The organism is Phycisphaeraceae bacterium, assembly GCA_020851465.1.
Lineage (GTDB): Bacteria > Planctomycetota > Phycisphaerae > Phycisphaerales > Phycisphaeraceae > JADZCR01.
The window spans coordinates 526,655-549,022 of sequence record JADZCR010000001.1 but is presented as its reverse complement, the minus strand read 5'-3'; the positions used below and the strand labels follow the sequence as shown (position 1 = coordinate 549,022).

General features: G+C 59.6%; 17 protein-coding genes. 15 read left to right on the top strand and 2 right to left on the bottom strand.

Annotated elements, in window-relative coordinates; genetic code table 11:
- The 3 genes from IT444_02110 to IT444_02100 form a co-directional block, all read left to right on the top strand.
- The coding region (locus IT444_02110) for a PEP-CTERM sorting domain-containing protein (protein ID MCC7191551.1) at nucleotides 1–102 on the top strand (102 nt) is incomplete at its 5' end.
- A 109-nt stretch (nucleotides 103–211) separates the two neighbouring features.
- On the top strand, nucleotides 212–457 hold the full coding sequence (moaD, locus tag IT444_02105; protein MCC7191550.1) for a molybdopterin converting factor subunit 1: 246 nt from the start codon (nucleotides 212–214) through the stop codon (nucleotides 455–457).
- Nucleotides 458–650: 193 nt separating this feature from the next.
- Nucleotides 651–1,229, top strand: coding sequence for a response regulator (locus tag IT444_02100; GenBank protein ID MCC7191549.1), 579 nt, complete (start codon nucleotides 651–653; stop codon nucleotides 1,227–1,229).
- Nucleotides 1,230–1,456: 227 nt separating this feature from the next.
- Here the strand turns inward: IT444_02100 and IT444_02095 are convergent, their stop codons facing one another.
- Nucleotides 1,457–1,984 (bottom strand): hypothetical protein, encoded by a 528-nt coding sequence (locus IT444_02095; protein MCC7191548.1) that lies wholly within the window; start codon nucleotides 1,982–1,984, stop codon nucleotides 1,457–1,459.
- A 567-nt stretch (nucleotides 1,985–2,551) separates the two neighbouring features.
- On the opposite strand from IT444_02095, the gene IT444_02090 reads away from it, so the two are divergent.
- The 5 genes from IT444_02090 (at nucleotide 2,552) to asnB (ending at nucleotide 11,332) form a co-directional block, all read left to right on the top strand.
- Nucleotides 2,552–3,199: a response regulator gene (locus IT444_02090; protein MCC7191547.1), complete on the top strand. Its 648-nt coding sequence runs from the start codon at nucleotides 2,552–2,554 to the stop codon at nucleotides 3,197–3,199.
- Between the two features lie 126 nt (nucleotides 3,200–3,325).
- A complete protein-coding gene (locus IT444_02085) occupies nucleotides 3,326–4,393 on the top strand; it encodes a hypothetical protein (GenBank protein MCC7191546.1) in 1,068 nt (355 codons plus the stop codon).
- Nucleotides 4,394–5,036: 643 nt separating this feature from the next.
- Entirely contained in the window at nucleotides 5,037–6,542 is a 1,506-nt protein-coding gene (locus IT444_02080; GenBank protein MCC7191545.1) for a flagellin, read from the top strand.
- A 701-nt stretch (nucleotides 6,543–7,243) separates the two neighbouring features.
- Nucleotides 7,244–8,746 (top strand): flagellin, encoded by a 1,503-nt coding sequence (locus IT444_02075; protein ID MCC7191544.1) that lies wholly within the window; start codon nucleotides 7,244–7,246, stop codon nucleotides 8,744–8,746.
- Between the two features lie 228 nt (nucleotides 8,747–8,974).
- Nucleotides 8,975–11,332 carry an asparagine synthase (glutamine-hydrolyzing) gene (gene asnB / locus IT444_02070; protein ID MCC7191543.1) on the top strand — a complete coding sequence of 786 codons (2,358 nt, stop codon included), beginning with the start codon at nucleotides 8,975–8,977 and terminating at the stop codon, nucleotides 11,330–11,332.
- A gap of 83 nt (nucleotides 11,333–11,415) precedes the next feature.
- On the opposite strand, the gene IT444_02065 is transcribed toward asnB, so the two are convergent.
- Nucleotides 11,416–12,633, bottom strand: a complete 1,218-nt coding sequence (locus IT444_02065) for a class I SAM-dependent methyltransferase (GenBank protein MCC7191542.1) — start codon at nucleotides 12,631–12,633, stop codon at nucleotides 11,416–11,418.
- A 178-nt stretch (nucleotides 12,634–12,811) separates the two neighbouring features.
- Here IT444_02065 and IT444_02060 point away from each other — a divergent pair, with 178 nt between their 5' ends.
- The 7 genes from IT444_02060 to IT444_02030 all read left to right on the top strand — a co-directional run bounded on the left by IT444_02060 (nucleotide 12,812) and on the right by IT444_02030 (nucleotide 22,295).
- A complete protein-coding gene (locus tag IT444_02060) occupies nucleotides 12,812–14,464 on the top strand; it encodes a glycosyltransferase (protein MCC7191541.1) in 1,653 nt (550 codons plus the stop codon).
- Between the two features lie 204 nt (nucleotides 14,465–14,668).
- Nucleotides 14,669–15,451 carry an N-acetylmuramoyl-L-alanine amidase gene (locus IT444_02055; GenBank protein ID MCC7191540.1) on the top strand — a complete coding sequence of 261 codons (783 nt, stop codon included), beginning with the start codon at nucleotides 14,669–14,671 and terminating at the stop codon, nucleotides 15,449–15,451.
- A gap of 93 nt (nucleotides 15,452–15,544) precedes the next feature.
- The gene (scpB, locus tag IT444_02050) at nucleotides 15,545–16,180 is read left to right on the top strand and encodes an SMC-Scp complex subunit ScpB (GenBank protein ID MCC7191539.1); all 636 of its coding nucleotides are present in this window, start codon (nucleotides 15,545–15,547) and stop codon (nucleotides 16,178–16,180) included.
- An 11-nt stretch (nucleotides 16,181–16,191) separates the two neighbouring features.
- Nucleotides 16,192–16,656, top strand: coding sequence for a hypothetical protein (locus tag IT444_02045; GenBank protein MCC7191538.1), 465 nt, complete (start codon nucleotides 16,192–16,194; stop codon nucleotides 16,654–16,656).
- A gap of 86 nt (nucleotides 16,657–16,742) precedes the next feature.
- Nucleotides 16,743–18,029, top strand: coding sequence for a DUF58 domain-containing protein (locus tag IT444_02040; GenBank protein ID MCC7191537.1), 1,287 nt, complete (start codon nucleotides 16,743–16,745; stop codon nucleotides 18,027–18,029).
- Nucleotides 18,020–20,353, top strand: a complete 2,334-nt coding sequence (locus IT444_02035; GenBank protein MCC7191536.1) for a DUF3488 domain-containing protein — start codon at nucleotides 18,020–18,022, stop codon at nucleotides 20,351–20,353. The genes IT444_02040 and IT444_02035 overlap by 10 nt, the downstream gene beginning before the upstream one ends.
- Nucleotides 20,354–20,402: 49 nt before the next feature.
- Nucleotides 20,403–22,295: a hypothetical protein gene (locus IT444_02030; protein ID MCC7191535.1), complete on the top strand. Its 1,893-nt coding sequence runs from the start codon at nucleotides 20,403–20,405 to the stop codon at nucleotides 22,293–22,295.
- Nucleotides 22,296–22,368: the final 73 nt, after the last annotated feature.

Below are 22,368 nucleotides of genomic sequence, written 5' to 3'. Positions count from 1 at the left end.
GACCTGGTGTTGACCTACGATGTCGTCCCCATTCCCGAACCGGCGAGCTTCGCTCTGCTGGCTCTGGGCGGACTCCTGATCGCCTCGCGGCGACGGGTCTGAAAGATTGCCGCCCATCACGGGCGGCGCGGCTTGTCAACCTTTTGTCTGATCGTCTGTCTGAAGCAGCGTGCGTGCAGCCGCTTGCGAAGCGATCCCGTAGAATGATCTCGTGACTATTCGTGTGCTCATGTTTGCGGTGCTGGCGACCAAGACCGGCCAGCGTGAGGCTTCGCTCGATTTACCTGAGGGTTCGCGCGTGCGGGATGCTCTGCACGCCATCGAGTCACAGCATCCTGCGCTGCGTGAGTTTTCCGGCAGGCTTGCGCCGGCGGTCAATCAGGCCTACGTCGGGGCGGATCATGTCCTGACGCATGGCGACGAGCTGGCTTTGATCCCCCCTGTTTCCGGCGGATAACAGGACGAGGACCTTAGCGATTACGCCGAAACTCCCGGCTGAACGCTTGGGGCCGATCCCACCCGTGGCTCCACATTTTCCCGTCGTGACGATTAACCCGACTCCGACACTGGCCGATGTTCATTTCTGTCGAGGTGCGCGTGGCACCCGACATGGAGGTCTGCCGGAGGTTTCTGGAGAAAGGTCAACAGCTATGCCTCGCCAAAAAGACATTTTGACGACCGGAGAGGTCGCCAAAATCTGCAACGTCGCGCCTCGCACCGTTTCCAAGTGGTTTGATTCGGGTCAGCTCCGCGGCTACCGCATCCCCGGCTCGAAAGACCGGCGAATCCCGCTCAATGCGCTGATCCGTTTCATGAAAACCCACAACATCCCGCTCGACGGCCTCCAGAGCGGCAAAACCCGCGTGCTCATCGTCGATGACGAGAGCGAGATCGTGGACGTGCTCAACAAGGTGCTCACCGAACAAGCCAACTACGAAGTCAAGACCGCACACAGCGGCTTTGCAGCAGGTGTCGAGTGCGAAAAATTCCGCCCGCACGTCCTGCTTCTGGACATGCACCTGGGTGACATCAACGGCGAAGAAGTCATCAAGCTCGTCCGCGAAAATGCGGACCTGCAACTGACCAAGGTGATCGCCATGAGCGGCAAACTCACCGACGGTCAGGCGCACGGACTGATCCAGAACGGCTTTGACGGCTACCTGAAGAAGCCCTTCCACGTGCGCCAGGTGATCGAGGTCATCGAAGATGCGACTGCTCTGGTTTATTAAGCCGGAAACTCGTCGCAGCAACGACGAACCAGCGTAACGACAGACCAAAAAAGCAGCCCGTTCGGGGGTTTCCCCGGACGGGCTGTTTCGTTTCGGATACGGAGGCGTCCCTATCTCAGCGGATCAGTCTCAGCGGATCAGGAGGCGGTCAAAGCGGGTGCTGTTGCGGGGGAAGGTCACTTCCCCACGGGAGGCAGCCCGGCTGGAGAGGGATTTCTAACGAGGTTTTATCGCTCAGCGGCTGCTTCTTTTTCCGCGGCGTCTTTGGCGGCCTCTTTTGGATTGACCACCAGTTTGTGGCGGCGTTTGACCAGGTCCATGATCAGGCCGACCTCGCTGAGTGTCGCGGGGGTCCAGCAGGCCCAGTGGATGGCGACCGCGCACTTGGCCATTTTGACCCCATCGCGCACGAACTTGCTGAGCCGGTGCATCGGCAGCTTTTCAATCACCGCGTCACTCAAGGGCACGCAGACCATCGGGGCCTCGACACGGGGAACCAGATAGGCGAGGGTTTCAGGTTCGACAGACTTTGAGCCTTTGGCGGGTTTGAGCGCGAGCGTGTAGTGGATGGTCCACTTCCAGGCTGGGCCATACCAGATGATGGACTGATTCACCGACGCCAGCTCGTTAAATTGAAGCAAAAGCGTATCGAAAACTCGACGGTGATGAGACTTAAGAGGATCGACCAACTGCGCGAGAGTCGGTTGTGACCAGCGGTCATTCCAAGCCAGACGAGTTGAAACACTGCGACTCATGGTGTTTTCGCCGGAAGGCGTCCTTGGTTATGCACTTATACGCACGAACCATCCGCAGGTTTACACTGCGGGAATATTTTTTCGATCGAACGTAACCTTCCGATTTTCCTTGGCTTGTGACAATCGGAGACGTTTCACAGGCAGGGTGAAACCCAACACGCCGACCGACATGCACTCCAGCCAGACTCCCGACCACGGATCCCCCAGCCTCCGTCGCTGGGTGCCGATTTGGCACGAGGTCTGGAGCCAGCTGTTAACTCACAATATCTTACCATAAACCTCGTGATTAGCAACAACCAGCCATTTCGTTACAAATATTTCATGAGACAACCTTTGTGATTACTCACGGCAAAGCTATCCATCCATCTGGACTGAGCTTGGCCGCAGAGGAAGGCAATCGCTATCGACGACTGCGCGTTGTCCGGGTACTATCACCTTATTAAGACGTCACCCTTGGGTACCCAACCCAATCGATCAGGTGGCGCATCAATCAGAGCGTCCGTACGGAACGTCGTTCCAGCGAAACTGGAGATGCGAACTTTGTCCCAACCGGCAAGGATGCAACCCATGAGCACCCCCCATCCAACAGCCGACCCTGTCACCGCAGCAGACCATACGGCGGATCTGGACCTGCGCCAGTCAACCATCCTGGTGGTGGACGACAACACGCAGAACGTGGAACTGCTGCAGGCCTATCTGGAAGCACTGCCCTGCAAAACGATCACCGCGGGTGACGGCGTGGAGGCGATGAAGATCGTTGAGACCGCACTGGCTGAGGCGGGTTCAGGCTCATCAGCAGGCACAGCCATCCCTGACTTGATCCTGTTGGACGTGATGATGCCCCGGATGAGCGGGTTTGAGGTTTGTCGAAAGCTCAAGGAAGACCCTGCCACCCGGTCCATCCCCATCATGATGGTGACAGCGTTGAACGAGCTGGGTGACATCGAACGCGGTGTCGAGTCGGGTACCGATGATTTTCTCACCAAGCCGGTCAACAAACTTGAGCTGATCACGCGCGTCAAGTCGCTCCTGCGTGTGCGGCATCTGAAGCGTGAGCTGGACCGAACGATGGCCTACATCCAGGACATCCAGGGGCGGCCGCACGTTCCGGGGGTCGCGGGCGCCTCGCCGGGCAGCGTGCGGCCGGACTCCGAAACGGAGCGATACCAGGATCTCGATGACGATGCGGACCCGGGCAAGGGGCCAATCGCGTAAGCAGGTTGGAATCACCGCTTTCTCGATTGGCGTGTGACTTGGAGAAGAGGATCAACTCGGTTACGGTGTAAGGTTTCACGCTGGCTCATGTGAGGCTGGCTCATCAGAAATGAAAGGGGTATCTCCATGTTCAAAGCAGCCATCATCAGCCTGACGCTGGCTTCGGCGGCGTCGGCGGTGGACATCACGATCGACATGAACGGCTTTCCCAATCTCGCGGGTGGCCAGTATTCAGACAGCGTAAGCTCGGACCCTGCTGTCAAGTTCACCAAGGACGATCAGCCGCTGGTGATCAAGGACCTCAAGGCGGGGCACACTTACAACCTCGACTTCTACCACAACACGGGCGAAAACGGCAGCGATTTCGCGTTCACCATCAACGAAGCAGGCACTGGCGTGGACTCCGTGACGCTCGGCGGTGAGAAGCACACGATGGTCACCGGCTTCAAGCCCGGCGATACCACGCTCAAACTCAACACGGTGGACATCGTTTACAACGCCAACTCCACGCAGACCGGCGAATACTTCATCAGCGGGCTGATCCCCCCTTACAGCATGGGTTTCAACAGCATTCCGCAGAAGTTCAAAGCGATTCCCGGCTGGTACCCGGTTGACAATCTCTACAACTCCGGAGGAGGCAACGAGGATTTCCACTTCCTCGTCAACACCGACGGCAGCACCGGCCCTCTGCAGGAGCAGGACGCTGAATACGCGGAGTTTGACGGCAACAAGATCAATCCCCGCGCCACGCTGGTCCACTTCAAAATCGAAGCCTCGGAGGCAATCAACTACCACACCACTCACGCAGCCACGGCGGCGCAGCCCAACGGCACGACCTATGAGTTTGACATGCCCATGACCATCGGCAGCGGCGGGATCAATCTCTGGTCGTTCGGCAAGTCCACCGTGACCAAGAGCAACGTGATGGCGCCGGAGACCAAGGATCAGGACGGCAACATCGAAAAGCACAAGCTCGAAGGCACCACGAGAGATAATGACTTCTATTTCATGCCGCGGCTGCGCTACGACCTGACGAAGAAAACCTTTTATTTTGAGACGACCGACGCGGAAGGCCGATCCGACACCGCCAAGGCCGAAGCCGCCGGCAAATATGACGACGGCGAGAAGCCGCTGACGGTCACAGTGACGGCGACAATCGTCAAGCCCGCAGCACCTGCTGAGCCGGCGAAGTAAGCACGACTCGAAAAACACAAGCTCGAAACGCTCATGCTCGCAGACCGCGCGCGAAAGCCAGCGCGTGTCAGCGTTCCTCTCTTTTTGCTGCGCGAAAGGCGATTGCGCGGCTGCTTTGGCTGTTCTGAACGCGGGTGATTACGACAAATCGCGGTTTGTTCGTGGGTGATGCGGCAATCGGCTGTTCCCGCGTGGCCGTTTATTCGGTCTGGGAAAAATCTGTCGCGCGTGACGAACGGCGCAGCTATGGCGCGATGCGCGGCTGTGCGGGCGGACTTTGCGTGAAATCAGGGATTTGTGATTTCTGTGCTGATGCGGAGGGCGGCCTCTTCCGATTCGTCGAGAGTCCCTCGCCCGATCCGGTCAGACGGCCAAGGCGGGGTGGAACTCGGAGTGGTCCGCCAGGCGACGACTCGCGAGAACGACGGACGGAGTCCAAAACGTGGAGGCACGGTTCCCCTGCCGCGCCCTTGCGTCAACAAACTTCGGGCGCGTGTCCCGGATCGAATCGGAGCCAGGGAAAAAAATCGGGAGGACGACCGCAGCGCTTTTTATCGAACGACCTCGCTGACCATGTCTGTCGCCTGTGTCGGGCGAACCCCTCGAGTCGTAAGCGCCAAGCGTTCTCCGGGAGAAAAATGTCATGAGTCGAATCAACACGAACGTCAACTCGCTGCTCGCCCAGCGCGTTCTGGGTAACCAGAACAAAAGCTTGAGCCAGTCGCTCGAGCGTCTGAGCACCGGTCTGCGGATCAACCGCGGAGCGGACGACCCCGCCGGCCTGATCGCCAGCGAAAAGCTGCGCTCGGAAAAGACCTCGATCTCGGCTGCGTTGAGCAATGCCGAGCGTGCCGATCAGCTCGTCAACATCGCTGAGGGCGGCCTGCAGGAAGTCAACAGCCTGCTGCTGGAGGTGCAGAACCTCGTGACCACCACCGCCAGCGATGCCGGCCTGAGCACCTCTGAAAAAGAGGCCAATCAACAGCAGGTCGATTCGATCCTTCAGACGATCGACCGGATCGCCTCGACCACGAGCTTCCAGGGCACCAAGCTGCTCAACGGCTCACTGGATTTCCAGATTTCAAGTCAGCACGCCAACGTGACCGACCTGTCGGTCAACGGCGCGAAGATCACGCATGGCGGGACGGTCACGGTCAACACCGTGATCACCAACTCGGCAGAGCACGGCTCGCTGTTCCTCTCGGCGGGCGGCACGGCTCTGGACCTGACCACCGCCAGCTCTACTTTTGAGTTCGAGCTTGGTGGTTCCAAGGGCAGCCGTAACTTCAGCTTCTCCTCGGGTACCACGCTGGCGAGCATCGCCACGAGCATCAACAACTTCAAGTCGGTTACCGGCGTGTCGGCGGTCGCCAGCGGTAACTACATCGAGCTGAAGTCCACGGACTTCGGCTCAAGCGATTTCGTCTCGTTCAAGCTCTCCAATCGCGGCGGGCAGGCGGGCGGCCTCTTTTACGCTTCCGCGGGTAACGAAAACATCTACACCACTACCGGTCAGACCGCTTTCACCGCGCTTTCGGGGGCAGCGGCGGTTCGTGACACCGGTGCGGATGTCAGCGCCATCGTCAACGGCGTCGTAGCTCGCGGCAAAGGTAAGAACGTCAGCGTCAACACCGACGCCCTGGCGCTCTCCCTCGACCTGAGCACCACAGGCGCTCAGACGCTCGGATCCTTCACCGCGTTCAACATCACCGGCGGCGGTGCCAAGTTCAGCATCGGTCCGACCGTCGATGTCAACAGCCAGGTCCGCCTGGGTATCGGTGACGTCAAGTCCAGCAAGCTGGGCACCAGTGCCGTCGGCTTCCTGGGTGATCTGGGATCCGGTAAGACCTATAACCTGATCAGCGGTAACCTCGAAACCGGCCAGAAGATCGTGGATCGCGCGATCGACCAGGTTTCACAGCTCCGCAGCCGACTGGGTTCCTTCCAGTCACAGGTGGTCGGTTCAACGATCAATGCGTTAGGCGTGGCTCTGGAGAACACCAGCGCTGCTGAGAGCGCCATCCGTGACACGGACTTCGCCAGCGAGACCGCGAACCTGACCCGTTCGCAGATCCTGGTGCAGGCTGCGGTGTCATCCGTGGCCTTGGCACGTTCGGCTCCCCAGAGCGTGCTTCAACTGCTCAGCTAAGCTCCGGCTGATCCGAGAGTGACGGAGCAGTAACCGGCTCCGACTCGGTCTAAACACGAAGGCGGCCCGCTTCACGGCGGGTCGCTTTTTTTATTCACGCATATCCACGTCCGGATAACTCCCCTCTTTGGTGGATAGGGCGGAGGTTTGGGGCATTTTCGTTGTGAGGGCGGGAGTTTATTCCGTTTGTGCCGGATATTTTCACTTTTTCGATTGGGTGGTGGTTAAGGGTAGCGCGGTTTGTGCCGATGGTTCGGGTCGGAGCGGCAAAGGTTGCGCTCTGCGGGACCGGCATGCCAGAGCGGTTCCGATAAGAAAAGTTTTGACTTGGGTTGGTCGCAAGCTGAAGGAAGCTCCGAACAACCATGAGCCAAAGGTCAAAGCCATGAAGATTGGAACAGACGAGTCAGGGATGTTTGCGATGGGTGACTCCGCCGCCCCGGCGGACAATCGCCCGCCGCCTCGCCAGCGCCCCAGGGCAGGGGCCGCGGAAAGGAGAGGTCGCATGGCATGAACCCACCCGACCCCTCAAGGGCTCCACCCGGAAAGGAGCCCGCCTGAGCCAACCGTAGCATCAGCGGCTTGGGAAGCGCATCAGAAAGTCGTCGGATCGGATTTGGAAAATCTGACTTCACCATGGGCAGGATGCCCTTGTTCCCAGGGATGTTTCGAAACCCTTAATCACGGAGGACACTCCTACCATGAGTCGCATCAACACTAACGTCAGCTCGTTGCTCGCCCAGCGCATTCTGGGCCAGCAGAACATTCTCCAGACCAAGTCTCTGGAGCGTCTGAGCACCGGCTTGGCGATCAACCGCGGGGCCGATAACCCCGCCGGCCTCATCGCCAGCGAAAAGCTTCGCTCGGAAAAGACCGCCATCGGCGCCGCGATCAACAACGCGGAACGTGCCGACCAGGTCGTCAACATCGCCGAGGGTGGCTTGCAGGAAATCAACGGCCTGCTGCTGGAGGTCCAGAACCTCGTCGGCCAGTCCGCCAACGCGGCCGGCCTCTCCAACGAGGAACGTCAGGCCAACCAGTTGCAGATCGATTCGATTCTGCAGACCATCGACCGCATCGCTTCGACCACGAGCTTTGAGGGCGTCAAGCTCCTCAACGGCACGTATGACTTCAACATCACCGGTCAGAGCGTAAAGGTCCAGGACTTCCAGATCAATGCCTCGAAGCTCGAATACGGCCAGACCCGTGCCGTCCAGGTCGTCGTGACCAACTCGGCTGAGCACGGATCGCTGTTCCTGTCAGCGGGCGGCTCCTCGCTCGACCTGACTGCGGCGACGGACACGTTCGAGTTTGAATTGGCCGGCGCCAAAGGCTCACGCCAATTCTCCTTCGCTTCGGGTACCACGCTGGGTGCGATCGCTTCGGCGGTCAACACCTTCAAGTCAGTCACGGGCGTCTCGGCGGTCGCCAGCGGTAACTACATCGAGCTTAAGAGCGATGAGTACGGCTCAGACCAGTTCGTCTCGTTCAAACTGACCAACCGTGGCGGTCAGGCCGGTGCGGTGTTCTTCGCCTCCGCAGGCAATGAAAACACCTACACCACTGCAAGCCAGACCGCTTTCAGCTCTCTGACCAACGCGGTCAAGGATGCGGGATCCGACCTCGGTGCGACGATCAACGGCATCTCGGCGACCTCCAAGGGCCGCACGACCCGTATCAACACCGACTTCCTGGACCTCTCAGTGACCCTCAGCGGCGGCGCGTCGCAAGTCCTGGGTGCGTTCACCGCGTTCACCATCACCGGCGGCGGCGCCAAGTTCAACCTCGGCCCCAACGTCGATATCCTCAACCAGGTCAGCATCGGCGTGAAAAACGTCACGACCCGCAACCTGGGTGACACCACCAACGGCTACCTTTCGACCATCGGCTCCGGCCAGTCGCAAAACGTGGTCGATGGTAACCTCGAGAAGGCTCAGAAGGTCGTCAACAAGGCGATCGATCAGATCTCGAGTCTCCGCGGCCGCCTCGGCGCATTCCAGAAGAACGTCGTCGGTGCGACCATCCGTTCGCTGGGTGTCTCGCTGGAGAACACCAGTGCTGCCGAAAGCTCGATCCGTGATACCGACTTCGCGGCTGAAACCGCGCAGCTCACACGGTCGCAGATCCTCGTCAGCGCGGCAACGAACGTCCTCCAGTTGGCCAACAGCTCTCCCCAGAGCGTGTTGCAGTTGCTGCGAGGTTAATTAGTCCCAAGTCCGGATCGCCTGCACCAATCGTAGGCATCCGATCACTGATGCGGAAGCGGCGGCCGAACGGCCGCCGCTTCTTTTTTGCAGACAACCCCCGACAGGATCATTCACAAATAAGCCGTGAGTAAGACCTCGGTTTGACGCCATTTCGCAAGCGAATTTCCCTCACGGGCCGATAACTCCTGCGGATAAATCGCGCCTCTCTTCCATTGGAAACTCTTCATGTGCGGGATCTTCGGCGTCGTCTTGCGTGACTCCCGGCGGCAACTCCATGCCGCACGTGTCGTCGCCGCCCGTGACACGCTCCGCCACCGCGGACCTGACGAACAAGGCCTGTGGATACCCCCCGCCGGCGGCGTCGCTCTGGCCCATCAACGACTCAAAGTGCTCGATCTGACTCACGGCCAGCAACCGATGGTTTCGCCCGATCAACGCTACGGACTGGTTTACAACGGCGAGATCTACAACTTCCGAAAACTCCAGGAGCACTACCGTGCTGCGGGGCTGACTCTGACGACCCAATGTGACACCGAGGTCGTCCTGCAATCGCTCATCCATGATGGACCCGGCGCGATCGAACAGTGGAACGGCATGTTCGCCCTGGGATTCTGGGACACTGCTGCGCGGTCGCTCCTGCTCGTGCGCGACCGGCTGGGGAAGAAGCCGCTTTACTGGTTCGCTGACGATGAGCTTTTTGTTTTCGCCAGCGAGTTGAAGGCGATCCTTGAATATCTGGGTCGAAAGTTTCCCGTCGATGCTGTCGCGTTGGATCAATACTTCGCCCGCGGCTACATCCTCTCGCCACGCACGATTTTTCAAGGCATCGCAAAATTACCCGCCGGTCATACATTGACGCTCGATGCGGGTGCATGGACATGGGCGAGCAAACCCTACTGGGATTTTGTTCCCACCCCGGTGCCGACCGATCCCGGCGAAGTTCTTGACCATCTCGACGATCTGCTCACCGACGCGGTTCGGATGCGCATGGTCAGCGATGTGCCGATCGGTTGCCTGCTCAGCGGCGGTATCGACTCCTCACTTATCACCGCATTGACGGCGAAAGTCAGCGGCGAAAAGGGTGAGCGCGTCAAGGCATTTTCCATCGGCTTTGACGAATCGCCGGACCACAACGAGCTGCCTTACGCCCAGATGGTTGCGCAGCGTCACAACTGCGAGTGGTTCACCCGCGCTGTCCGAGGCGGGGATTTCATGGCCATGGTGGATGATGCCGCACAGTTCCACGATGAGCCGTTCGGTAATTTCACCATGTTTTCCATGCGGAAACTCGCACAAATGGCCCGCGAGCAACTCGTGGTCGTGCTCACTGGTCAGGGCGGTGATGAACTGGCGGCGGGCTATCCGGGGCGCTACAACTGGATCATCGATCAACCCGCAGCAGCGCGGTCCGGGTCGCGGCGCTACGCTGCTGCGTTTGACGATCTGTTCACCTATCTGCGGGCGAGCAGCTTTGTCGCCTGGCCTCGCGGACGGGAGGTCATCTTTTCTGATGAGATGCGTGACGCGATCCGCGCGGGAGGCCCGCCGGCAGCGGACCTGCTCCCCTTCTGGAATCGTCATCTCACCCGTGTCGGGCGACTCAACAACGTGCTCTACACCGATGTGAAAACCAACCTTGCAGACTATCTCATCTGCCTCGAAGAACGCATGACGATGTCGTGCAGCCTCGAAGCGCGCAATCCGCTGCTCGACTATCGCGTCGTCAATTTCCTGCTGTCACTGCCGGAGTCGATGAAGATTCACGACATTCCCGGAAGCCCTGAGGGACGACGGAATAAATGGGTTTTGCTGGAGCTGGCGAGGCGATATGTGCCTGCCGAGGCGATCGACCGACCGAAAAAGGGATTCACCCCACCGCTGGGTCTCTGGATTTCGCAGAACGCCGACCGCATGGCGCAACTCTTTAACCAGACCGACGGGCAAACCCGTTCCATCTACTCCTCCGCGTGGCGCGAGTATCTGCGGGGCGGGCAGTACGAATCGAACACACTCATGCCCGTGTTTTACAGCCTCATGCTCGCAGCATGGGTCAAACGCTACGGCCAATACGTCTCGCAGTGGCCCGGCGGCACGCCGTCGGCGATGGGTTCGATTTCACTCGACGTTTCCGCGGCTGCGCAGGGCGACCACTGGCAGGCAGCTCTTCGCACGCAGGATCCGATCGCCCTGCAGGAAGCGCGGTGGTTCTGTCAGGCAATGGGTAACTTTGCAGCCAATACACGACTGCGAATCAATGGCGATGACGACGGCTGGTTTACCTTCCTCGCGCGCGGGTCACAGATGCGCATCGCGGCCAGCCACGAAGAAGCAGATGCGCTCGTGCTGCTGGGCGCGGGCGCAGCTGAGTCGTTCGATGCCCGCGACCTCAAAGCGGACGATTGGGTTCTGTGGTTTGTACCCTTCGAGGCATCACAAGCCAACGATGTAAAAACGCTCCTCAGTCAGGCTGGCGACGCGGGAATCACTCTCAAGGGTGTGCAGGCGGTCCCGACAGGGCCGGCGCATGGAGTGCTCATCGCCCGTGGTCAGGTCGGTGCAGTCAGTTTGACGCCTGCGCCCTGAACAGCGGGTTCGATGTCCCTGCCAATCGTAAACTCGACGGGTAATTGCTGGATCAGCTCAACCGCATTTGGGGCGGATACGCTCTAGCGTTTTTCCGCGATGACGATGATGTCGCGGTAAACGCCGCCGATGCCGCCTGTGTTCACAACGGTCAGACCCGGAATTGCGCCGATCTGCCGGACGAGTTCCTGCATGGTGTATTCGGTGAGGTGATAGACCGCATCGGATGAGCCGCCGAACTGCCATGAGGGCGTGACGCACATGAACTTCCCGCCCGGACGGAGCACCCGTGCAACCTCGCGCAGCACCGCGACCGGGTTAGGCAGATGCTCGATCACATCCATCAGCGACACGCCGGCAACCGAAGCGTCGGGCACGGGTAACTCGGTACCGCGACCAACCTTGAACCTCGGAGCCTTACCGGGGTAGGTGTGTTTGCTGGTTTGGAGTTGCGCCTGCTCGACTCCCAGCGGTTCGGGATCAACTCCCAGAATCTCGACTCCCTGCTGGGCAAAGAGATGACAGAAAAATCCGTCCCCGCTGCCGATGTCCAACAGTACGCCTGCACCGGGCGGGCAGACCTGTTTCGCAAGGTTCGCCAGATGATGAGCGCGTTTGCGGAACACGTCCGCCTTCTGATAGCTCTCCCAGACCAGAGCACCGCGGTCGCGGTATTTTTCAAACGGCATGCCCGGTGCGTGAAATCTCGCATTCCAGAGCAGACCTGATCGCGGATGTGCTGCCCGCACTTCGTCGAGGTCCGCCGCTTTCCAATCAAAGCCCCATGTGTCGCGGAAACGGTGTGATTCTTCGTCGGACGGCTCAGGTGTCACGGTATCCACCACTGCGGCCTGCGGCACAATCAGACAACGCCCGCCCTGCTGACGCAGCTTGAGACCAAGATGGATCGCACCCAGTGCGCCACCCAGTGCAGCCTCGCCGCCCGCCGCATCGAATGCAGCTTCGTCCATCGCCATCACACCGCCAGCCGCCACGTCTGCCTCCTCGACAAAACGCCAGCACCGGCCATCGACTCCCGCGCCGTGATGATGAAACCCTTTGGGATGCACGACAAACTCACCCATTGAAAACACCATCCCGCTTGGATCAAGCCGTTTCGCAGCGACACAAACCACCCCCGGTGAACTGTGTAAAAAGCCGCTGAGTACCGAAATCCAGTCGGCAGGCTCCGGTTCACCAGCCGACGGCGATCGCAAAATCACGACGCCTCCCTGAAGTCGCTTCACCACCCATTTAGGCGCAGAGTGTCGGGCAGCAGTCGGTATGGTCGATGTGGTCATGCTCATCCGATGTGCATCGACGGCCACGGACGATCAGCTTGATTAAAGCCCATCCAGGACGACTCCCGTCGCCGATGCTCAGCACCGTCGCGGCTTTCCTCACAACCATCCGGGGGTGGGTGAGTTTTCACGGTCGCACGATTTACCTCCGTGATTGGCTTCGACCGATAACCATGGCATGCGCTCGCCCCGCGTCTCCATCCTGATCCCCAACTTCAACAACGGGAGAGAAAGCTCCAAATCGGGCCAGCAGGATCTTCTGGGTGATCTGCTCAGGTCTTTGCGTGAGACACTCAAGGCGGACACGACGCCGTTTGAGATCATCGCTTATGACGACGGCTCGACAGATGACAGCCTGGAGACGCTTCGTCAGTGGGCGCTGACGACCTGGCCGGACGGACGGCCTTTTCTGGAACTCATCGAAGCGGAACATTGCGGATACCTTTCCCGCGTGGCGAATATTCTCTCACGCAAGGCCCGCGGCGAGATTCTCGTCCGGCTCGACGGCGACATCGTGTGTCTGACTCCGCAATGGGTGACGAAGCTCTGTGCAGCCTTTGATCAAGGTCCGTCACGGCTGGGGATCATCGCGCCCAAACAGCTTCGACCGGACGGGCGGATTCATGCCTACGGCGACTTTGTTCTCCATCCCAATGGTTATTCGCATGTCGGTTCGGGCTTGCCGCGTGATGCGGTGAAATACATGCTTGAGGTGGATCATGCGATGGGTTGCTTTCATTGCATGAAAAAAGAGGTCTTTGAGGACGTTGAAGGCTACGACGAGGAATTTTTACGCGGACAGACAGAAGACCTGGGATTGCGGGCAAGGCTCAAGGGCTGGCGGTGCTTTGCCGTGCCGCACATCGAGTTTGTTCACTTCCATACCGCCCGCATGGACCGGAAGACCGAGGCTGACTCGGACGAAGGCATCGACAAGACGCTCAAAATCTTTATCAGGAAATGGGGATTCTGTCGGCTGGCTCCCGATCTGGATCAGATCAAGCGGCAATACGACGGCACGCCCCTGCTGTGGAACAAGCGGTGGTTCAGCAAGGATGGCGCAGTCCCACCCGTCAAAGCCCCCGTGCCGCTTGCGGCCAGTCAATGGGGCACCTACCCCACCGATCAGATTCTCCAGCGGAGGGTCAATCTTCGCGTCGGAGTCCTGCTGGACATCATCAAACAAGCAGGCATGCCTAGACGCGGAGTAATCGTCGGTGCGGAAGAGGGGCTGATTTCACACATGCTCGCGCTGCGCGGCGTACGACTGGATGGCCTCGATCCACAACAGGTGAATGTTGAACTGGCTCGGCGATGCGTGCTGAATCAGAAATATCCGGCAGCGCAGACCTCCCACCAAGCCTCGGCACTCACTGGCGGGGACTCATCAGGCGGAGACGAGACACTCAGCAGTGACGGGATGCCGAGGTTTGATTGGATCTCCGATCTGCGCCGACTTCCGCTGAGTGATGCGGAGATCGATTTGCTGGTCATCAACGATCAATTGGAGATTCATCCGAACCCGGTTGGTCTCATTCTTGAGGCCAAGCGTGTGCTGATCCCCGGCGGCTTGCTGGTGATTTTCTCAAAACGGAAATCCGCGACGGGTGACCCATCCAATCCAGCGGGTGAGGCAGCGTGGGAGCATCGTTACCAGTGGATCGAACTGCTCAACCAGATCCAGGCGACACGCGGTTGGGATTTTCTCGTCGAAGCCAAAGGCGACGATCCGTCGCGCGACATGATCGTGGTGGTCCGCAAACAGGTTCCTGTCGCGCGGGAGCCGCTGGAAATGCCTGCGGCGATTGAAGGGGCTGTTTCAGGGGTGTAAACGCCGCAGCCACCCACCCGACGAACCGCCACGGTTCACTAAACGTCATATTTGATTATCGGCCGTCGAAAATGACGGATATACCCCATAAAATTGAATGTTTCACCAGTGGCGTAACCGATCCTAACAAAGACACGGACGGCCAAACCGTTCCCGGTTCAATTTCAACCTGTTCCTGCGATAATGCGCACCCGGAGTGATGTCATGGGCTTGTCACGGCGCGAGTTTGTGGTGTTGAGCGGATTGGGTTTACTCGTCGCCACGACGGGCTGCTCGAATCAACAGCGGGCGGAACGTCCTGGACCTGAGTGGCCGACAGGCCGCCCACGTCCTGATGGAGCCGCCCCGCCGGTCTATACCCAGCGTCAGGCCAGCTACGTTCCCACTCCGCGTTCGCAGCCGTCCTACGTCGCACCCCCGCAGCAAGCGCCGGCACTGGCACCAGTCGCCAAGCAGCCGTCACAGAGCCTCAGCGGTCCGCTCCAGGCCATTCCACGATCACAGTGGGCCAAGGGTGCGCCTGAGTTGGACCACATCAACCCGATGGGTGGCATCGACCGCATCACCATCCACCACGAGGGTTGGAAAAAAGTCACCGTCACCGACATGCGCTCCACCGCAGCCCTCATCGAACACGACCGTATCGCGCACATGGGAATGTTCCGTGCCGGCGATATCGGCTACCACTACATCATCGATCGTTCGGGACGGCTTTGGGAAGGGCGCAGCGTCCGCTATCAGGGCGCGCATGTCCGTTCCAACAACGAGCACAACGTAGGCGTCATGTGTCTGGGAAACTTCGACCTTCAGCAACCCACTGACGCACAGGTCAATTCACTGGTTGACACCGTGGCAAAGCTCGCCCGCATCTACCGCGTCCCTGTCAGCAGGATCAAGACCCATCAGGAGATCAACCCGACCGCCTGCCCCGGCCGAGGTCTCCAGCCGCGAGTCGTGTATCTCCGAAAGTCGGGCGCATTCGCCTGATCGGGCATGGCGGGACATCCTCCCTGCCGCTGAAAACGCGAATATTGCTGTCCAGGCGATGAATCCGCTTCGGCTCACGGGTACAATGGGGGCATGAGCCAACCTCAAGCCACGCAGGATGCGATCGAGTCGGCGGAGCCGGCGGCTGAGCCTGAAGTCGCGCACGCCCCCACTGCACAACAACCACCGGAGGAAATCGCGCTGCGTGTCGAAGCGATCCTCATGACCACGGATCGCGCACTGCCCGCATCACGGCTCGTCGAGCTGATGAGTGACGCCGGCCACGCGGTCGGTACCAAGGCGATCAATGCTGCGATTACCGCTCTTAACGACACCTATGAAAAATCGGGACGCTCTTTCCGCATCGAGTCGCTGGCCGGCGGCTGGCAGATCATGACTTTGCCGCAGTTTGCCGATGTGCTTGCCGCACTGCACAAGACAAGGCAGGACACGCGACTGACACCCGCGGCTCTCGAGACGCTGGCGATCATCGCCTACAAACAGCCGATCCTCCGTGCCGACATCGAGTCGATCCGTGGAGTCGCTTCGGGTGAAGTCATTCGCAGCCTCATGGAACGACATCTGGTCAAGATCGTCGGTCGCGCCGAAGAACTCGGTCGCCCCATGCTCTACGGAACCACAAAAACATTCCTCGAAGTCTTCGGCCTGACAACGCTCAAAGATTTACCGCCCACCGACGAATTCAAACCTGCTGCGAGTACGACATGATTGATCCACGGATGCGCCTGACTATCGTGGTTTTTCTCGCATCGCTAAGCGCATCCGTCCTCGTCGGCTGTGCGGGTCACATGGTTCGCGGCATCGTCGTCGAAGGGCAGTCTTCCGGCATCGTCGTTGTGAGTCAAAATGATTCCCGCCTCAAGCAGGGCGGACTTCCCGGCGCGAAGATCGAGCTGACGATTGATCCGCGATCGATCGAGCCAAAAAAACTCACACCTGCCTCGACTGATGAAAACGGCCGGTTCGAGATCGCGGTCAAAGAGCCTGGCGCTGGCTTGCTCGAATACGAGCTGTTCGTCGTCGCACGCTGCGCGGGATATCAGGCGGCTGTGCAACAAATGCCGCTGCCCGGCGGAGACAAGCAACTGTTGATCGTTCTGGCACCGGGCCGCGATACCTACCGGGCGGAGCCGAACATCCTTGAAGAGACAATGAAGACAGGGAGCGAAATGCTCAAAAAGTAGGGTGATCCGCACGCGGCAGCGTCACTGCCGCGGAAGGGTTGCGCTATCATCCATGACATGCTGCGGCACGGAAGAATCGACTCGCCATGACCAAGCCCAATCGCCCCATCCGGACGTACTACCAGGTTGGTCCAGGCGGGGCGATGTACCTGATCGTGACGCTGCTGCTGCTGATCGTCGCACGATTCACTCAGGCAAACATGCTGTTCTGGGCTTTCGGTCTGATGGTCGGCGGGCTGGTCGTCTCACTATCGCTTTCGTGGATGATGATGCGCGGCTTGAGCGTCGAGCGGCTGCTGCCCGGCCACGTTGTCGCCAACGAACCGATGGCCTTGCGCTATCACGTCGTGAACCACAAGCGATGGCTTCCGTCGTTTGGTCTGGTCATCAGCGAAGATTGGGGTACGAAACGGCAGGGATGGCGCGTTGAGGGGCCGTTGGTCGAGTCGCCTCGACGGCTGGGCGGCAGGCCGTTCGGCTGGGTCCTGCACGTCGGACCTCATCAGGCTGTCCAGGCGGAAGCGACATGCTGGCCACTCCGTCGCGGCATGCTTCACTTCGACCGCGTGATCGTGTCAAGCTCTTTTCCATTCGGGATCGTGCGGCGAGTAATCGAGCTGGCGGAGCCGGATGATGCGCTGGTCTATCCGCGACTTTTTCGGATGAATCGTCGCACACTGCACCGTCTGAGTGAGACACCGATTTCCGGGAAAAAACATCTGGAGCGCGGCGGCGGTCATGAGGAGTTTTTCGGGCTGCGCGATTATCGAGCAGGGGACAGCCTCAAGACCATCGACTGGAAGCGCAGTGCCCGCACGGGCGATCTGGTAACGCGGGAAATGACCCAGCCGAGTCCGCCGATCATCATGATCGTGCTGGACCTCTCGGAGTTGCCGCCGCCCTCCAAGCCGACGGCAGCACGACGGCGGCGCTGGTGGTTTGGCAAGTCGAACGAGGCTCTGGTCGATCCCTTTGATGAAAATGAGCGTGCGGTCAGCCTCACGGCTTCACTGGTCTGCGATGCTCACTTCAACGGGTATCAGACCGGCCTGATCGTCCTGGGCGCCGAGTGCATGGCTTTTCCTGTTCATCACAGCCTGCCTCACCGGACCAAGATGCTCGAGTCGCTCGCAATGCTCGATGTATATCGCAAACCCGTCAAAAGCCCGACTCTACCTGCGCAGCCATCCGTTTTTATCCGACCCGGCCGGGCGGCGTCGGGATCGATTCCGGGACGGCAGACGCAGTTGGGCAGTGCTCACCTGGAGGAATACACCGAGCTTACCGACGGACACGGCTCGCCGGTTCTGATGTCGCGTCCCGGCCTGCGATCACGTCGCCAGCAACTGCGCGAGGAGGAACGATGGGTCTGATCTTCCTCTTTCGACGACTCGTTTACGTACAGGTGCTGCTGGGCATCGTGGCATTTTGCATGGCGGAGCGGAATCCCGGCCTGTTGCTGGTCGCCGGTGCGATTGGTGCGTTGAGCTGGTACGTGGTCGAGGGGCCCGCCGGCCGGCCGCTGCCTCAGTGGACGATCATGCTCGGAGCGTGTGCGTCAGTCGGCTGGCTGCTGGTCGACCTGATTTTCATGGACTCCAACATCATCGTCGCGATGGGTCACTTCACGATGTGGCTCCAGGTACTGCTGCTTTACAGCCGCAAGTCCAACCGCGAGTACGGCGAAATCCTCGTACTGAGTCTGCTCCAGATGATCGGCGCCAGCGTCATCAGCATATCGATGATCTACGCACTGCTGCTGATCGGGTATTGCGTGCTGGCGCTCTTCTCCGTGCTGCTTTTCCAGCTCAAAATCACCAGCGACCTGGTGCTGGAGGCCATCCAGGCCGGTGCTCCCGCCGGGGTCAAGATTCACCGCCCCGCTCCAGTGGTCGGTCGCAGTCATCGCTGGCATTTCCGCTTGATGACGTTGACCATCGGCATTGTCTGCACAGCCGTCGGGCTGCTGGTCTTCATCATTGCGCCGCGATCATCCAACGCGAATCTCAATAAATATCTCCTGCCCCCGGCCGTCGATCGACAGGTTGGTTTCAATTCCCGGATCGAACTGGGAAGCAGTCAACTCATCGGCAACAACTCTGAGCCGGCCATGCACCTGACACTTTCGCTCAACGGTCGAGAGCTCACCGACGACGAACCCGGCTGGCTGCTCCGTGGCGCAGCACTGGATCATTACGACGCAACCACACGCACCTGGTCGCGCGGCAGGATGTCGAATTACGACAGCGCGATCGACCTCCCCCCTGAGGGGCGATCCCTGCTGACATTCCCCAGCAACGCCTCGATCCTCGAAGCACGAGTCATCCTGCGGAACAACACGCAAAGGCATCTCTTTTCCCTGTATCCGCCCATCCACATCCGCAGCGAAAAACTCCGATCCGTGCTCTTTAATCCGCGTGACTGTCAGCTTGCTAATCCTGATATTGCGTCGGGGGTGACGAGCTACGTGGTCCGTTCACCGCTGCTGGTCGGTGAGAACGTTCCGCAGGAATACGCTGACAAGGCGGTGCAGGGGACACGGTTGACCACGGCAGTGGAATTGCCGCAGGGAAACAACGCAGGCGGCTATTACGCCAGCGGCTGGCATCCGAACGTGGATGCGATCCGTGACCTGACACTCAAGGTGATCCGTGATGCGGGACTCGATCGACCTATCCGCAATTCCTATGAGCCACAGGATGAGCAGATAGCAAATATCCTCGTCAACTACCTCCGCAGTAACTACGCCTACTCGCTCACTCCCGCACCCCGTTCGGGTACTACGGACCCCATCGCGGTGTTTCTGTTCAAAAGCAGGCAGGGCCACTGCGAATTGTTCGCCTCGGCACTGGCGGCCATGACGAGATCACTGGGCATGCGGACACGGCTGGTCACCGGTTACCGCTGCGGGGAATACAACCGACTCGGCGGTTACTATCTCATCCGTCAGAGCGACGCCCACGCCTGGTGTGAAATCGATCTGGGTGAGCATGGATGGCATTCGTTCGACCCCACGCCGCCCGCATCACTTCTGGCGCAGCACGCCAGCGGAAATTCCTGGTTCCGTCCGCTCAGCGAGTTGTACGAACACCTGGAGTTCACCTGGATGAACTTCGTGGTTTCTTACGACCGGAGCCGGCGTGATCGTGTGATCTCCGATACACGGGCACAATTTGAAGAGGTCGCCCGTGCCCAGACGCACTGGCTGCTCCAGATTTACAAGCAGGTCAGTAATTTCACCTCACAGTTCAGCTTCGATGGGACGAGTCTGGTCATCATCATCGTGATCGGGTTTTTTATCATCGTCGGCATTGCGAGCCTGATTCGGATGGCGGTCATCCGACGCCGACGACTCGTGGCACTGCAACTGACCGCGATGCCCCGTAAGCAGAGGCGAGGCCTGGTGCGGCAACTCCGTTTTTATCTGACGATGCTTGACCTGCTGGAACATCACGGCCACATCCGGCCCGCGTGGCAGAGTCCGTTCAGCTTTGCCAAACAACTGGCGACTACCAATCCCGCGCGATTTGACCCGGTCATCTCGCTTACGGAGGTTTTTTACGAAATACGATTCGGCCATCGAAACCTCGATCAGGAACGTCAGCAACGGGTTGATCAGGACTTGCGAACTCTCGCTGCGGCTTTAGCCCACAAACATCCCTCTCACGGACCGGGATCGCACGGTACGGCTCGATGAGTGATGTTTACCGCCGCGCAATTTTTGACTTTCGGATTAAACTTCCATCGTGGCGGAACAGACTGACAACCCTCCCGCCATCTCCACCGCTCCGACGGATCAGGCCGTCTCTGGAGTTGCTCCCAGCCGTCCAAGTGTCACCGCACCGCTGCCGCACACCGCACGCTCACGGCCACCCACACACAGGGACCGACTGGCCGCATGGCTGCTCCTGCTGCTGTGCCTGAGTCTGGCGGCACCCGCGATGGTACTCAATATTCAGCGGCCGGCGGTCATTGACCGCAACGAGGCCTACACGCTCCTGACCTCTTTGCACTCAATCGAAAATGCACGGGATTCCGGCGGCATCTCATCTCACTCCCTCGATCCGTGGGTGCCGCACCTTCACGGCCTGCCTCGGTACCAGGCACCGCCAGGCATTACATGGATTCATCTGGTCCTGCTGGACCAACTCAACACGGACTATGACAGCCTTCGTCAATTCATCTCTCGCGCGCGGCTTGTCTCGGTGTTGATGGGCTTGATTACGATCACCTCGGTCTTCTGGGCCGGCCAAAGTGTAGGCGGGTTGCGCACGGCTGCGGTGGCGGGCATGGTCTGCGCCACCAATCCAGTGCTCATCTACTATTCCCGCCTCGCATCCCCGCCGATTTATTTCTGCGCAATGACCGTTCTGGCGATCGCTTCCGCTCTATGGGCGTTGCGACCGCTGCGACCAACGCCTTCGATCCCGCGCCAAGGCATCGGCTGGGCGGTGTGCGGACTGATCATGGGATTTGCGGTGCTGTCACTTGGCCCCGGTGCGCTGGCGGCGGCTGCCCTGCCCATTTTACTCATAACGCTTCTTTGTCCCGGACGAACCAATCACGTGCTGGGGCTGCTGGCGGCCCTGCTTATCGCGGCATTGACGGCACTCCCCTGGATCATGTTCGTTTCGTGGCGCGATCCTTCCGCCTGGCCTATGGATTGGTGGAAATGGGTTCCGATCAACTGGCTGGATTACCCGCGACTGCTGGAAGTCATCGCCCAGCGAAATGCCCTGATGATTCTCGCTTTTATCCCCTGGACGCTCTGGCTCATCGGCGCCATCGTCCAGCCGTTCAGCACGTCATCCACGGGTGTGCGCACGCGGCTTTTCCTCGGCTGGGGATGGGCGATCATGACCATGTTTTTCCTGATGGCGGTACCCGGACCGCTGCGCAACGGCGCGATGCTGGCAGCGATCGCAGCAGCGGCGGTACTCATCGGAGAGGTGTTCAATCAATACGTCGATCTGGCCGCACACGGCCGCTTTGCTCGATTCTGGCGGCTTCTGCGCTGGCCTCACACCGCGCTGCTGATTCTCGTGACACTCTGCATCCCGCTGGTGCTCAAGCATTACATCAAGCTCGAAACCCTGGGTATTCCTCCCGGACAATTCGAGGACCCCGGCTGGATTTATGCGCTGGTGCTCACCGGTTCCTTATTAGTCATCATCGCCATGGGAACCCGCTGGCTCATCAAGCATTGGCCGGCCAAAACGCTGACGTTCTGGGCTTTATGGGGAGCAGTGTTTCTGGGAGCACTGATCGTCCCCTTCTCGCGCGGCGCAGCTCGCAACAGTCCCGTTCGAGAAGAGGCCAGAGAATTACACGAACGCCTTGGCAGCGCGCCGGTCTATTGGTGGGTGCCATCCACCGACGCACAGGAGCCGGTTGAGAGTTCACGCGCTTATGCGTCCTTTATCCTTTACGCAGGCCGCTATCTGCCTTCACTGACCATCGATCGAGTAGAAAAACTCCGCGTGGCAGGTGAGTCGTTCTATCTATTAGGACCATCGACAGCTCCGCTGACGCTTAATTCCGTCCATATCGTGCAGGGGTATCCGACGGCAGGGCTGCTGCTGTATCGAGTCCAGGCACCTAGCACCAGACCGTATGATTCGGAATCCGTAACCCCCTGAGATGGAATCTTTAATTCACTGCCCAGCCTTGAGTCTGGTCCTCTGCGTCTCGATCGACAAGTCTTACCAAGAC

What these genes read in the sequence shown, in the direction of transcription:
- IT444_02100 (MCC7191549.1), top strand. Translation starts at nt 651, where the DNA reads ATGCCTCGCCAAAAAGACATTTTGACGACCGGAGAGGTCGCCAAAATC.
- IT444_02095 (MCC7191548.1), bottom strand. Translation starts at nt 1,984, where the DNA reads ATGAGTCGCAGTGTTTCAACTCGTCTGGCTTGGAATGACCGCTGGTCA.
- IT444_02090 (MCC7191547.1), top strand. Translation starts at nt 2,552, where the DNA reads ATGAGCACCCCCCATCCAACAGCCGACCCTGTCACCGCAGCAGACCAT.
- IT444_02085 (MCC7191546.1), top strand. Translation starts at nt 3,326, where the DNA reads ATGTTCAAAGCAGCCATCATCAGCCTGACGCTGGCTTCGGCGGCGTCG.
- IT444_02080 (MCC7191545.1), top strand. Translation starts at nt 5,037, where the DNA reads ATGAGTCGAATCAACACGAACGTCAACTCGCTGCTCGCCCAGCGCGTT.
- IT444_02075 (MCC7191544.1), top strand. Translation starts at nt 7,244, where the DNA reads ATGAGTCGCATCAACACTAACGTCAGCTCGTTGCTCGCCCAGCGCATT.
- asnB (MCC7191543.1), top strand. Translation starts at nt 8,975, where the DNA reads ATGTGCGGGATCTTCGGCGTCGTCTTGCGTGACTCCCGGCGGCAACTC.
- IT444_02065 (MCC7191542.1), bottom strand. Translation starts at nt 12,633, where the DNA reads ATGACCACATCGACCATACCGACTGCTGCCCGACACTCTGCGCCTAAA.
- IT444_02060 (MCC7191541.1), top strand. Translation starts at nt 12,812, where the DNA reads ATGCGCTCGCCCCGCGTCTCCATCCTGATCCCCAACTTCAACAACGGG.
- IT444_02055 (MCC7191540.1), top strand. Translation starts at nt 14,669, where the DNA reads ATGGGCTTGTCACGGCGCGAGTTTGTGGTGTTGAGCGGATTGGGTTTA.
- scpB (MCC7191539.1), top strand. Translation starts at nt 15,545, where the DNA reads ATGAGCCAACCTCAAGCCACGCAGGATGCGATCGAGTCGGCGGAGCCG.
- IT444_02045 (MCC7191538.1), top strand. Translation starts at nt 16,192, where the DNA reads ATGCGCCTGACTATCGTGGTTTTTCTCGCATCGCTAAGCGCATCCGTC.
- IT444_02040 (MCC7191537.1), top strand. Translation starts at nt 16,743, where the DNA reads ATGACCAAGCCCAATCGCCCCATCCGGACGTACTACCAGGTTGGTCCA.
- IT444_02035 (MCC7191536.1), top strand. Translation starts at nt 18,020, where the DNA reads ATGGGTCTGATCTTCCTCTTTCGACGACTCGTTTACGTACAGGTGCTG.